This window comes from Catellatospora aurea (assembly GCF_042663325.1).
GTDB classification, from domain to species: Bacteria; Actinomycetota; Actinomycetes; order Mycobacteriales; family Micromonosporaceae; genus Catellatospora; species Catellatospora aurea.
Genome location: NZ_JBHTAC010000026.1, coordinates 35,790 through 48,721, shown reverse-complemented (window position 1 = coordinate 48,721; position 12,932 = coordinate 35,790). Strand labels below are relative to the sequence as shown.

At 72.4% G+C, this 12,932-nt stretch carries 11 protein-coding genes and 1 pseudogene; 7 read left to right on the top strand and 5 right to left on the bottom strand.

Annotation, left to right across the window (positions count from 1 at the left end; translation table 11 throughout):
- Positions 1-114: 114 nt before the first annotated feature.
- Complete coding sequence (locus ACFQO7_RS23475) at positions 115-1,785, bottom strand: DUF885 domain-containing protein (protein WP_376808372.1); 1,671 nt, start codon at positions 1,783-1,785, stop codon at positions 115-117.
- 121 nt (positions 1,786-1,906) lie between these two features.
- Here ACFQO7_RS23475 and ACFQO7_RS23470 point away from each other — a divergent pair, with 121 nt between their 5' ends.
- A complete protein-coding gene (locus ACFQO7_RS23470) occupies positions 1,907-2,851 on the top strand; it encodes a DMT family transporter (RefSeq protein ID WP_376808371.1) in 945 nt (314 codons plus the stop codon).
- A gap of 33 nt (positions 2,852-2,884) precedes the next feature.
- Here the strand turns inward: ACFQO7_RS23470 and ACFQO7_RS23465 are convergent.
- Positions 2,885-3,667, bottom strand: a pseudogene (locus ACFQO7_RS23465) (PHP domain-containing protein); the annotation flags it as partial.
- Between the two features lie 164 nt (positions 3,668-3,831).
- Between ACFQO7_RS23465 and ACFQO7_RS23460 the strand changes: the two are divergent.
- Positions 3,832-5,682 carry a M48 family metallopeptidase gene (locus ACFQO7_RS23460; RefSeq protein ID WP_376808370.1) on the top strand — a complete coding sequence of 617 codons (1,851 nt, stop codon included), beginning with the start codon at positions 3,832-3,834 and terminating at the stop codon, positions 5,680-5,682.
- Between the two features lie 40 nt (positions 5,683-5,722).
- Complete coding sequence (locus tag ACFQO7_RS23455) at positions 5,723-6,709, top strand: hypothetical protein (protein ID WP_376808369.1); 987 nt, start codon at positions 5,723-5,725, stop codon at positions 6,707-6,709.
- A 63-nt stretch (positions 6,710-6,772) separates the two neighbouring features.
- On the opposite strand, the gene ACFQO7_RS23450 is transcribed toward ACFQO7_RS23455, so the two are convergent.
- Positions 6,773-7,930 carry a PQQ-binding-like beta-propeller repeat protein gene (locus ACFQO7_RS23450; protein WP_376808368.1) on the bottom strand — a complete coding sequence of 386 codons (1,158 nt, stop codon included), beginning with the start codon at positions 7,928-7,930 and terminating at the stop codon, positions 6,773-6,775.
- A 74-nt stretch (positions 7,931-8,004) separates the two neighbouring features.
- Here ACFQO7_RS23450 and ACFQO7_RS23445 point away from each other — a divergent pair, with 74 nt between their 5' ends.
- The 4 genes from ACFQO7_RS23445 to tadA all read left to right on the top strand — a co-directional run bounded on the left by ACFQO7_RS23445 (position 8,005) and on the right by tadA (position 10,818).
- Entirely contained in the window at positions 8,005-9,018 is a 1,014-nt protein-coding gene (locus ACFQO7_RS23445; protein WP_376808367.1) for a prephenate dehydrogenase/arogenate dehydrogenase family protein, read from the top strand.
- Between the two features lie 62 nt (positions 9,019-9,080).
- Complete coding sequence (locus tag ACFQO7_RS23440; RefSeq protein ID WP_376808366.1) at positions 9,081-9,389, top strand: hypothetical protein; 309 nt, start codon at positions 9,081-9,083, stop codon at positions 9,387-9,389.
- Positions 9,390-9,841: 452 nt separating this feature from the next.
- Entirely contained in the window at positions 9,842-10,348 is a 507-nt protein-coding gene (locus tag ACFQO7_RS23435) for a tRNA adenosine deaminase-associated protein (RefSeq protein WP_376808365.1), read from the top strand.
- Positions 10,312-10,818 (top strand): tRNA adenosine(34) deaminase TadA, encoded by a 507-nt coding sequence (gene tadA, locus ACFQO7_RS23430; protein ID WP_376808410.1) that lies wholly within the window; start codon positions 10,312-10,314, stop codon positions 10,816-10,818. The genes ACFQO7_RS23435 and tadA overlap by 37 nt, the downstream gene beginning before the upstream one ends.
- On the opposite strand, the gene ACFQO7_RS23425 is transcribed toward tadA, so the two are convergent.
- Positions 10,808-11,608, bottom strand: a complete 801-nt coding sequence (locus ACFQO7_RS23425; protein ID WP_376808364.1) for a MaoC/PaaZ C-terminal domain-containing protein — start codon at positions 11,606-11,608, stop codon at positions 10,808-10,810. The genes tadA and ACFQO7_RS23425 overlap by 11 nt on opposite strands.
- Entirely contained in the window at positions 11,608-12,909 is a 1,302-nt protein-coding gene (locus ACFQO7_RS23420) for a 3-oxoacyl-ACP reductase (RefSeq protein ID WP_376808363.1), read from the bottom strand. The genes ACFQO7_RS23425 and ACFQO7_RS23420 overlap by 1 nt, the downstream gene beginning before the upstream one ends.
- Between the last annotated feature and the right edge of the window lie 23 nt (positions 12,910-12,932).

The window sequence follows — 12,932 nt, the reverse complement described above, 5'->3', positions numbered from 1 at the left end:
CGCAGTTCGTTCCAGCCCAGGCCAGCCCACAGCTGATGTTGGGAAGGGCACCTTCTTATACGCGTGGCGATAAGAAGGTGCCCTTCCTTCGTTCGGTCCCGGTCCCGGTCCGGGTCAGAGGCGGGCGAGGGCCTTGCGGAGCGGGTCCAGGCCGAGGGAGCCCAGGTCGAGGGCGTCGGAGTGGAACTGGCGCAGGTCGAACGCGGCGCCCTTGCGGGCCTTGGCGTCGTCGCGGGCCTGCAGCCAGATCCGCTCGCCGACCTTGTATGCCGGAGCCTGTCCCGGCCAGCCCAGGTAGCGGTTGAGCTCGAAGCGCAGGGTCTCGTCGCCGATCCGGCAGTGCGCCCGCAGGAACTCCCAGCCCAGTTCGGGGGTCCACCGCTCGCCGGGGTGGAAGCCGAACGGGTTGTCGCGCGGGATCTCCAGCTCCAGGTGCATGCCGATGTCGACGATGACGCGGGCGGCCCGGAACGCCTGCCCGTCGAGCATGCCGAGCTTGTCGGCCGGGTCGGCCAGGTAGCCAAGGTCGTCCATGAGGCGCTCGCTGTACAGCGCCCAGCCCTCGCCGTGGCCCGAGGACCAGCTCAGCAGCCGCTGCCAGCGGTTGAGCTTGTCCGCCTGGTACGCCGCCTGGGCGACCTGCAGGTGGTGGCCGGGAGCGCCCTCGTGGTAGACCGTCGTCACCTCACGCCAGGTGGAGAAGTCGTTGACGCCCTGCGGCACGGCCCACCACATCCGGCCGGGACGGCTGAAGTCCTCGCTCGGGCCGGTGTAGTAGATGCCGCCGTCGCTGGTCGGGGCGATGCAGCACTCGATGCGCCGGATCGCCTCGGGGATGTCGAAGTGGGTGCCGTTCAGGTCGCTGATGGCCTTCTCGGCGAGCTGCTGCATCCAGTCGCGGAACTGCTCCTTGCCCTGGATCCGGTACTTCGGGTCGGCGTCGAGCTTGGCGACCGCCTCGTCGATGGACGCGCCGGGACCCGCGATGACCGCGGACACGGCCCGCATCTCGGTCTCCAGCCGGTGCAGCTCCTCGAAGCCCCACGCGTACGTCTCGTCCAGGTCCACCCGGGCGCCAAGGAAGTATTGCGAGGCCAGCTCGTAGCGCTCGCGGCCGGCGGCCTCCTTCTCGCGGCCCAGCGGGGCCATCTCGGCGCGCAGGAACGCCCCGAACTCGCGGGTCGCCTCGTTCGCGGCCGCCGCGCCGCGGTCCAGCTCGGCACGCAGCGCCCCGTCGGCCTCGATGCGCCGGGCCAGGCCGAAGTAGAAGTCGTCCCCGTCGGCGCTGGTCCAGATGTCGCACTGCTTGGCGACCTCCTCGATCTGGCGGCGCGCGCTGACCTTGCCCGAGCGCGCGGCGTCCAGCAGGGTCTGCCGGTACTGCGCGAGCGCGGTGGGGAAGGCGTTGAGCCGGGCGGCGATGTTCGCCACCGCCTCCTCGCTGTCGGTCGACATCAGGTCGAACGTGGCCCGCAGGTTGTGCAGCGCGCTGGAGATCACGTTCAGCTCGCTGGTCACCTCGCCCGCGTCGAACCGGGCGACGCCCAGCTCCAGCCGCTCGACCATGGCTTCCTTGGCGACGAACTCGCGCTCGTTCTCGGGTTCGATCGACCGGAGTTCGGCCAGCGTACGGCGTTCCAGGTCGGCGCCGGCGGCGAAGCCGTCGGCGGAGAGGTCATCCAGCTTGTCGTCATAGCCGCTGATACCGACATAGGTGGCGCCGGTGGGGCTCAGCGGCGCCCACTCGTCGACATAGCGATCGGCCAGGTCATCAACTCGTCCCATGCGTGGAAACCTAGCCGACCGGACCGACCGGGCGCAGGCGACTTAGTTGTGGCGCGAATCAGCCGTTCGATGTCCGGAACTCGCTGGCTCGGGACCCGGCGACTCTGGCAATGTGTCAGGGGTGACAACCACCATCGCTCCTGACACCACGGCGTCCGCCACCAGGTCAGCCTGGTTACCCGCATTCGCGGCGAACGCGGTCATCTGGGGCTCCAGCTTCATCTTCATCAAGATCGGCGTACGGGAGCTGCACCCGACCTGGGTGGCCGCCGGGCGGATCGTCATCGGCGCGTTGACGCTGCTGGCGCTGCTGCTCATCGCGGGGCAGCGGCTGCCGGGCGACCGCCGGCTGTGGGGTCACATGCTGCTGCCGGGCGTGGTGGGCGTGGCGCTGCCGTTCACCCTTTTCGCGTACGGCGAGGAGCGGGTCGACAGCCTGGTCGCCGGCATCTGGAACGCCACCACCGCGCTGTGGGTGCTGCCGTTCGCGGTGCTGGTGTTCCGCACCGAGAAGTTCACCGCCCGCGCCGCGGTCGGCCTGCTGCTCGGCTTCGCGGGTGTGCTCGTGGTGCTCGGCTTCTGGCACGACGCCGGGGCGTCCTCGCTGAGCGGGCAGCTCATGTGCGGGGCGGCGGCCGCCTGCTACGGCGTGTCGATCCCGTATCTCAAGCGGTTCGTCACCGGCCGCGACTTCGGCGGCACGCGGCCGTCCGGGGTGTCGCTCGCGTTCGTGCAGACCGCGGTCGCGGCACTCGCCTCAGCACTGGCCGCCCTGCTGGTCTCCGGCCTGCCGCCCGCGGTCACCGACCTGTCCTGGCCGGTCATCGGCTCGGTGGTGGCGCTCGGCGTGTTCGGCAGCGGCATCGCTTTCGCCCTGAACATGCGTGTGATCACGGCCGCCGGCGCGTCCACCGCCGCGTACGTGACCTACCTCGTCCCCGTGGTGGCCACCCTGCTCGGCATCCTGGTGCTGGGCGAGTCCCTGCACTGGAACCAGCCCGTCGGCGCGCTCATCGTGCTGCTCGGCGTGGCCGTAGCCCAGGGCGCCCTCTCCCGCCGCCGCTGACCCGCCTGGTGCGGGCCGCGGGTGGTCGCGCCGTCAGGCCTGGTGGGTACGGGTCCACGCCAGCAACTCGTCCGCGGGCAGCGTGTTCACGATCCGGTCGGCGGTGATGCCGGCGGCCTCGGCGCGGGCGCAGCCGTTGCCCAGCCAGTCGAGTTGCGCCACCGCGTGGGCGTCGGTGTTGATCGCGAAGCGCAGGCCGTCCACCTTGGCCGCCCTGCGCAGCAGGTTCGACGGCGGGTCGAGCCGGTCCGGCCGAGAGTTGATCTCGATGGCCTTGCCGTGGCTGGCGGCCACGGCGAACACCGCGTCCACGTCGAAGCTGCTCGGCGCGCGCCGCCGTGGCGCGCCGCCCCGGGACGCGTGCCGAGCGTCGGTCACCACGGGCAGCTTGCGGCCGGTGCAGTGGCCCAGGATGTCCAGGTGCGGCTGGGCGAGCGCGGCGAGCAGCCGCCGGGTCATCTTCGGCTTGTCCATGCGCAGCTCGCTGTGCACCGAGCCGACCACGACGTCGAGCGACGCCAGCAACTCCGGCTCCTGGTCGAGGCTGCCGTCGGGCAGGATGTCCACCTCGATCCCGGTCAGCACCCGGAACCCGGTGCCCGCCAGCGCCTCGTTCACCGCCGCGACCGCGTCGAGCTGACGGCGCAGCCGCTGCGCGGACAGCCCGTGCGCGATGGTCAGCCGGGGCGAGTGGTCGGTCAGCACCACGTAGTCGTGGCCCTGCGCGGCCGCCGCGGCGACCATCGCCTCCAACGGGTCGCCGCCGTCGGACCAGTCGGTGTGCACGTGGCAGTCCCCGCGCAGCAGCTCCCGCAGCCCACCTGATCCACTCACCCCGCCAGGCTAGCCGCATGCCCGCAAACCCCAGGCGGGGAAGGGGATTGTCGCGGTCGGAGGGCCGCGATAAGGTCCGGCACGCCGCGCGACGCGGTGGGATGCCCGCGGCACGAACGGTCCGGGCGCACGGGGAGGGATGTGCCATGAAAGCGGGTATGCGCGCGCTGTTCAGCGTGCTGATGCTGATCGGCTTCTTCGTACTGGTCCTGGTGGAGTTCCTGGCCTCGGTGGCGTTCGCCGTCTGGCTGATCACCGTGGGCCCGGCGGCGCTGGCGGTGAAGGTGACCGCGCCGCTGTTCGTCGCGATCGTCGGCGGTGTCGGCTGGGCGCTGTGGCAGGCGGTCCGGTTCAAGAACGAGCCCATGCCCGGCGTCGTGGTGACCCCCGACCAGGCCCCGCAGCTGTGGGCCGAGGTGCGCCGGCTGGCCGAGGGCGTCGGCACCCGCGCGCCGGACGAGCTGCGCATCGTGCCCGAGGTCAACGCCGCCGTGTCCGAACACTCCCGCCTGCTGGGGCTCATCCCGGGCCGCCGCTACCTCTACGTCGGCCTGCCGGTGCTGCAGGCGCTGAACGTCGACCAGCTGCGCGCGGTGCTCGCCCACGAGCTGGGCCACTATTCCGAGGCGCACCTGCGGCTGGGCGCGGTGGCCTACCGCGGGCGCATCGCCATGGAGGGCGCGATCGGCCGGATCGGCAAGTGGAACGTCGCGGGCTGGCCGATCCGCCTCTACGCGCGGGCATACCTCCTGGTGGACAACGCGGTGTCGCGCCGCCAGGAGCTGGAGGCCGACGCCGCCTCGGTGCGGCTGGCGGGCCGGCAGGCCGCCGTCGCGGCGCTGACCGAGATCGCGGTCGTCGACATGGCGTACGCCTTCTACCTGAACCGCTACGTCGGCCCCGGGGCCGAGCTGGGCATGCTGCCGGACAACGTGTTCGCCGGCTTCGGCGAGATGCTGGCGGCCCGCGAGGAGGAGATCGCGCGGCTGCGTCCGGAGGCCGCCAAGCGGGAGACCGGCTCGCGCTGGAACACCCACCCGCCGCTGGCGGTGCGCATCGCGGCCATCAACGCGCTGCCCGAGGGCATGCCGAGCAACGACCGCCGCCGCGCCACCGACCTGATCCCCGACCTGCCGACCATGAGCGGCCACCTGCACCGGCTCTCGGTGCGGACCGAGGGGCGGCAGGTGCTGCCCTGGCCGCAGTTCACCGCGGCGACCGCGAGCCGCCGGCTGCAGGAGACCGCCGACAACATCTTCCGCGAGCTGGCCCGGCAGATGAACCGCCCGGTGGTCGGCCTGTACGAGGTGATGGACGCGATGGCCGCAGGCCGGGCGGGCGAACTCGGCGAGGCCTTCTACGAGAACGCGACTCGCAAGGAGGCCGCGGCCAAGTTCGCTGACGTACTGGAGCTGCTGCTGATGCTGGCCGCGGTGCGCTCGGACCGGGCGACCTGGCAGGCGTCGTGGACCGACTCGGCCGAACTGCTCGGCCTCGACGGCAAGCCGCTGGACCTCGCGCCGATCGCGCAGCTGGCGGTCGTTCCGGCGACCACGGCCCTGGCGGTCGATCAGCTTCGCGAGCTGGGCATCGAGATCACGGCGGCGGTGGTGGTGGAGGCGACGGCCACCGCCCGTGGCGGCGACGTCATCGCGGGCCTGGGCAACGTCAGCTTCGACGGCGGCGAGGCCGACCTGCTGGTGCTCGACAACGGGCTGATCGCCGTGCCGACCAAGGGCGACAAGAACGAGGGCACCAAGCGGATGAAGGCGATGATGGCCTCGATGCCGGTGGCCAAGATCGCCGAGATGAACCGCTTCGTGCCGTACGAGGAGGTCCGCAAGGTGACCATCGTCAAGCAGGTGCCGATCCGGGCCACGATCGAGCTCCACGATGGACGGAGCATCGAGCTCAAGGAGTCGTGGACCGGCGACGAGCTGCACAAGAAGAGCCGCGAGGTGCTGCACGAGGTGTTCGCACAGTTCACCGGGCAGTGACCGGATGCCGGTCGAGCCGATGCCGACGGGAGAGTATCGCGTGATCCAGCAACGCCAGCCCGACCCGCACCACCCCGCCGAACCGGCCGTGCCGTCCGGCGGCCTCGTCGCGGCGTTCGACTACGGCGAGCCGGCCCGGTCCACCGCGCACGGCGGTGTCGTGGCCGCCGCGCACGAGGCCGAGGCACGCGAGGCGCGCGGCTGGTCGATCGGCGACTTCCGCCTGCTCACCATGCTGGCCGGAGTGCTGATCGGAGCGGGCATCGCCTGGACCAGCAAGGGCCACACCATGGCCTTCGTCACGGTGGCCGCCCTGCTGGGCGCGGCCGCTGGCGAGGCGTTCGGCTTCGGCCTGTCGCGGTGGGCCGAGGTGCGCCGACTGCACGTCATCGTGAAGCGGCGGGTGTGGTTCTCGGTGGGGGCGGTGCTCGTGCTTGCCGGTGCCCTCGTCTACGCGACGCCGTTCGTGCTGGGCGGCGACACGGGCGCGGACAACCTGACCAGCCGCGGGATCGCGCTGTCCGCCCTGGCGATCTTCGGCGGGCTCACCAGCGCGGCGACGCTCGCCGCGGTGAAGCAGGTGGTCGCCGACCCGCTGCCGGGCACACCGGGCCAGCAGTTGGACGCGCTGCTGCGGCTGCGCCGGATGTGCTCGCGCATGATGAGCCAGCTCGGCATCCTGGTGCTGCTGGTGATGGCGGTCAACGCCACCGCGATCGGCTTCGGTGAGGAGCTGGACAAGGGCGTGGTGCTCTACTCCGGAGTGGTCGCCTCGTTCGTGGTGGGCGCCATGTTCGCCCCTACCGCGGCGACCCTGCGTCGCCGCGGCCAGCTCTACCTGGAGCGGCACTTCTCGCTCGACGAGGTGGCGACCGGCGAGCTGATCGAGGCGGCCGAGAACAAGGCGAAGCTGGAGAAGCTGCTCGGGCTGGACCAGACCACGTTCGGCGAGCTGAAGGCCGGCCTGGTGGTGCTCTCCCCGGTGGTGGCGGGCCTGATCGCCGTGATGATCCAGAACGTCAAGTAGTCGCACACATGACGAAGGGCTCCCACCACACGGTGGGAGCCCTTCGTCATGACCCGGACCGGGTCACCAGCCGGTGTCCAGGAAGCCCGGTCGGCTGACCAGGTTGAACAGGGCGAAGCGGCGCTGCTGGTTGCCGTTGATCGCGGTGTACGCCCCTGCCGCGACGAGCTGCCCCAGGTCGCGGTTCGCGCTGAGCGTGTTCACCCCGACCGAGCCGTTGCCGTTCGCGGTCCACGGCAGCAGCTCGCCGGACAGGGTCACCGCGGCCAGCTTGACCCGGCGGTTCGAGCCGTCGAGGCAGACGCCCTTGTGGCCGACGTTGGCGCTCTTGCACACGTTGTCGAAGTGCCCGCCGAGGTAGACGGTGCCGTCGAGGACCGCGACCGCCTGCACGTCGCCGTCCGTGGTGATGGTCCACTTCGCGTTGCCGGACAGGTCCATCGCGGTGGCCCGCCCGCCGCCGCCGTCGATCCCGGCATACAGCGTGCCGCCGTCCAGCGCCAGGTCGTGCACCATCGCCGTGACATGCGACCAGAAGCCCAGGTCGACGTCGCCCCGCGCCGGGTCGACCGCGGCCACCTTGCCGGTGCCCTTGAGCCAGTTCACCGCGTTGAAGCGCCCGCCGAGGTAGACCCGGTCGGAGGAGACGAGCAGGGCGCGCACGATGTCGTTGACGTGCGGCCGCCAGTTCGGGTCCAGCGCGCCGGAGCTCGCGTCGAACGCGGCGGCCCGGGTGCGCTCCTGCCCGTCCACGCTGGTGATGGAGCCGCCCAGGTAGACCCGACCGTGCCCGACGGCGATGGCGTACGGCGTACCCGAGATCGAGTGCTTGAAAGTGCTCTCCACCGAACCCGACGAGCTGATCTTCGCCAGGTTGTCCCGGCTGACGCCGTTGACCTTGTGGAACGACCCGGCGGCGTAGACACCCCCGGAGTCGGCGGTCAGCGCGGTGACCCGGGCGTCCGCGCCGGGGTTCCACGGCAGCAGCGTCCCGGTGCGCGCGTCGACGGCCGCCAGCCGCGACCTGCCGACCGACTTGCCGTTGCTGGTGGCCGAGGTGAAGTCGCCGCCGACGTAGATGGTGTTGCCCCAGTACGTGGTGGCGAGCACCTCCCCGTTGAAGGTGACCGAGGGCGCCGGGACCGGGTTGACCGGGGCGGCGAGGACGGCCGTGAGGGCCAGCGGTGAGACCAGCACGCCCAATGCGGCGGCCACCGTCATATTGCGCAAGGTAGAACATTTCAGCACGTCATGCCCAACGAGGCACCCACCGGGCCGACGCTCCCACGCTCGCGGTGTGGCAGGCTGCGCGTGTGAACATCGCGGTGATCGGACTCGGGCTCATCGGCGGATCACTCATGCGCGCCCTGTCCGCCGCCGGGCATCGCGTGCTCGGCTTCGACGCGGACCCGGAGACCCGGGCTACGGCTCGCAGCGCGGCGGCCCGGGTGCCCGCGGCGCAGCGCTGGCAGATCACCGCGACGATCCGCGACGCCGCGGCCGACGCGGAGCTGGTGGTCCTGGCCGTGCCGCTGCCGGCCCTGGACGACGTGCTCGACGCGCTGGTCGCCAGCGGCTACCACGGCCTGATCACGGATGTGACCTCCGTGAAGGGACCGGTGCGCGAAGCGGTCGCGGCGCGGTTGCGCCGAGCGGCCAACCCGCTCGCCGGTTTCGTCGGCGGGCACCCGATGGCAGGCAAGTCCGTGTCCGGCTTCGCCTCCGCCGATCCGGCCCTGTTCACCGGCTGTGCCTGGGTGCTGTGCCTGGACGAGCAGACGGGTCTGGACGACTGGCTCACCGTGGCCGGCCTGGTCACCTCGCTCGGCGCCCGGGTGGTGCCGGCCACGAGCCCCGAGCACGACCGCGCGGTCGCCGTCATCAGCCACGTGCCGCACCTGCTGGCGCTGGCCCTGGCCGCGACGGCGGCCACCGACCCGCTCGCGCTGACCCTGGCCGCGGGCTCGTTCCGGGACGGCAGCCGGGTCGCGGGCAGCCGGCCGGAGCTGGTGGCCGCGATGTGCGGGGGCAACGCCGCGGCGGTGCTGGCCGCGCTCGCCGACGTGCAGGACCGGCTCGACGAGGCGGCCAAGGCCCTGGAGGGACGCGACCCGCTGCGCGGGGTGCGGGACTGGGCACAGGACGGGCACGCCGCCCGGAAGGCCTGGCCGCCCGCGCCGGGCCGCCCCGAGCAGGTCCCGGTCCGGGTGGAGACGTTGCTGCGGCTGGGCCGCGCCGGCGGCTGGATCAGCGAGGTCGCCGCGGACCGCCGTACCGTGACGGCGTTCCTGCCGGTTGAAGGGGCGTGAGCAGGCGGATCGGGTGGCAGGCGGCCGGTCGTTCCCGTCGACAGGCGCGGCGAGGAGCGGGCATGACCCAGACACGGATGCGTCCCACGCTGCGCGAACCCCATCCGGTGCGCCCCTGGGCGGTCGTCGCCGGGGCGTTGGCGGCGGGGGTGTGGCTGCTGTCGTTCGGCATGTTCGGGACGACCCTGGGCGGCTACGTCGCCTGGACCCTGGTCGCGGGTCTGCTCGCCTGGGCGGCCGCGCTGGCCCTCAGCCGGTACGGCGACCGCGGGGTCGCCGCGGGCGTCGCCGCGGCCACCGGCGTCGCCTGGACCGCGGCAGCACTCTCCGTAGTCGCCGAGTGGATCCGCCGAGGAGCCTGGCCACTGTGAGTGACCTTGTGTTAAACCCGAGAGACAACCTCGGCACCGGTACCGCGCTGAGGAGCAGCGGTCACGCAGCGTCGCCAAACAACCGCGTTACCGGACTTGACGGAGGTCACATCCGCGCGGCACTCTCGGCTGTATGTGGACGCCGCAGCAGCCAGACCCGGACCGTTGTCGCCGGCGCCTGCAGCTGCTCGCCGAGCTGTCGACAGGCACCGGCCGCGAGCGCCAGCTCCCCGCCGTGCGCAGCGCCGCCAGCACCGTGCGTGCCGTCCGGGGGGCCGGCAGAGCCGTCGCGGCTGACAAACTCCGCGAGCTGATCGCGATGCGTCGGCGACTGGCGGGCTGACTGGTCGTTGTCAGATCAGGGTCATCACTCGGCGACACCCGCCGGATGACCGTCTCACGGGTGACCTGTGGTTCGCCCGTGGCCCATATCGACACCATTTGGGGGGACCGTGTCGTACTTCGCCGCCGCGGTGGTCCGGGGCCGGTCCGGCTGGGCCGCCAGCGAACTCGACCTGCATGACGCGGCAGACGTGGACGAGGTCGCCGACCTGCTCCGCGACGCCGACCCGGCTGCCGACGTCTCCTTGATGTTCGTCGAGTCCGACGACGCCTACCTGGTCGTCCTGCGCCTCGACGAGGGTGAGGACCTGCGGATCTTCGGCTCCGACTCGGCCTTCGCCGACGAGTCCCGCCTCGGCAAGCTGCTGCTCAGCGACGTCGAGGCCCCGGTCGTGGAGATCGAGGAGGTCGAGGCGGCCGACGACGAGGACCGCCCGGCCGCCGACCCCACCGCCGACCCGGTGGGCGACGCCGACCTGCTCGCCGACCTCGGCGTCTCCGCGCACAAGCTGCTGGCCCTCTGCGCCACCGACGGGCTGCTGCCCGCCGACGTGACCGCCGAGGTGTGCCAGGCGATCGGCTGCGGCGACGAGGTCGAGGAGCTGCGCGAGTCTTGAGATCCCGGCCGCGGCACGAGCAGTGGATGCGCCGCGCCCTCGACGTCGCGGCGGGCTGCGACGACAGCGCGGACGTGCCGGTCGGCGCGGTCGTGTACGCCCCTGACGGCACGGAGCTGGCGATCGGCCGCAACGAGCGGGAGGCCGCCCACGACCCGACCGCGCACGCCGAGATCCTCGCCCTACGCGCCGCGGCGGCCGCGCGAGGCGAGTGGCGTCTGGAGGGCTGCACCATCGTGGTGACCCTGGAGCCGTGCACCATGTGCGCGGGCGCGATCGTGCTGGCCCGGATCGCCACGGTGGTCTTCGGCGCGTGGGAGCCGAAGACCGGCGCGGCCGGCTCCCTCTGGGACGTGCTCCGCGACCGCCGCCTCAACCACCGCCCCGAGGTCTACTCCGGCGTCCTGGCCGACGAGTCCGCCACCATGCTCCGCGCTTTCTTCGACCGGACCGGGCCGCTCACGCCGTGATCGTGCCGGCCAGGTGGGGTTTGGCGGTGCGGGCGTCGCGCAGGGTGAAGTCGCGGCCGGTGTAGGTGAAGCCGACCGTGGCCGGGAGCAGGATCGGGAGCTTGAACGAGACGTCCACGGTGTAGGCGTCGGGCAGGCGTCCCTCCAGGGCGGCCAGGCAGCGGGCCTTGCTCCACATGCCGTGTGCGATGGGTTTCGGGAAGCCGAACAGCCGCGCGCCGACCCACGAGGTGTGGATCGGGTTGTGGTCGCCGGACGCTTCGGCGTACGCGGTGCCGGTCGAGGTCGGCACCCGCCACGTCGCGTGCGGCGGGGTCGCCGGGGCGGGTTCGCGGGCCGGGCGCTCGCCCTTCGGCGTCTCCGACGGGCCCTTGCGCAGGTAGGTGGACACGTCCCGCCACACCACCTCGCCGCCGATCGCGGCCGTGGTGACCACGTCGTATTGCCGCCCGCGCGGGTGCTCGCGCAGGTCTTGCGCGTGGACCGAGAGTTCGAGGACGTCGCCCGCGGTGAGCTGCCGGTGCTGTTCGATCCGGTTGGCCACGTGCACCCCGCCGACCACCGGGAACGGGAAGTCGCGCCGGGTCATCAGGTCGAGCTGCAGCCCGAAGCCGAGCACGTGCGGGTACGTGACCGGCAGCCGGTCGCTCAGCCGGAACCCGCAGACCCGCTGGTAGCGGGCCAGATGCTCGGAGTCGACGGTGACCGTGGCGGTCAGCGTGTCCTCGGGCAGCGTGCTCGGCCGCGGGAACGGCACCACGGACAGCGCGGCGCGCAGCAGGCTCGGCATCAGGCCCCCAGCAGCGACTGGCCGCAGACGCGCACCACGTTGCCGGTCACGGCGGCCGAGCCGGGCGCGGCGAACCAGGCCACCGTCTCGGCGACGTCGACCGGCAGGCCGCCCTGCGACAGGCTGTTCATGCGCCGCCCCACCTCACGGATGAGCACGGGCATCTTCGCGGTCATCGCGGTCTCGATGAAGCCGGGCGCGACCGCGTTCACGGTGACGCCCTGCGCGGCGAGCACCGGCGCGAGCGCGCGTACCCAGCCGATCACGCCGGCCTTGCTGGCCGCGTAGTTGGTCTGCCCGCGGTTGCCCGCGACACCCGCGATCGAGGCCACGCCGACGATGCGGCCGCCCGCCGGGATCAGGCCCGCGTCGAGCAGCGCCTCGGTGACGTGCGCCGGGGCGATCAGGTTGACCTTGAGCACGCTGTCCCAGCGGGTCTGGTCCATGTTGGCCAGCGTCTTGTCGCGGGTGATGCCGGCGTTGTGCACCAGCACGTCGAGCCGGCCGTGCCGCTCCCGGACGTGCTCGACCAGCCGCTGCGCCGCGTCGGCCCCGGTCAGATCCAGCTGGTACGCCTCACCGCGCACCTCGTTGGCGACCTTCGCCAGATCGTCCCCGGCCGACGGCACGTCCAGGCAGATCACGTGCGCCCCGTCCCGCGCCAGCACCCGGGCCATCGCCGCGCCGATGCCCCGCGCCGCCCCCGTCACCAGCGCGACCTTGCCGGTCAGGTCCTTGCCCTCGGCTGCCGGAGTCGCGTCCACGGTGATCGTCTGCCCGCTGACGTACGCCGACTTCGTCGAGATCAGGAACTCCAGCGTCGAGCGCAGCGCCGCGGTGTCCGCCTCGGGGTGCACCCGCACCAGCTGGGCCGTGGTGCCCCGGCCGAACTCCTTGCCGACGCTGCGGACGAAGCCGTCCAGCGCCTGCTGGGCCGCGGCCTGGCCGGGGTCGGCGGCGCTGCTCAGCGGCAGGCCCAGCACGATGACGCGCCCGGCCGGGGTCAGCGAGCGCGCCGCCGGGTGGAAGAAGTCGTAGAGCGCCCGCAGTCCGGCCGGGGTGCTGATGCCGGTGGCGTCGAAGACCAGCGCGTGGTGCTTCTCGCCCTGCTCGTTCGAGCCGAGCAACTTGGCCAGCTCCTCGTAGCGAGGACCGTCCGACGGGCCGACCAGCACCGGCCCGGGGATGATCGCGTCGCCCGACCGGTAGCGCGGCAGTCGCGGCGGATCGGGCAGCCCGAGCCGCTTGACTATCGCCCGCCCCGGCCCGGACCTTGCGAAACTTGTGTAACGGTCGCTCATGCGGTAGACCTTACTCGCGAGTA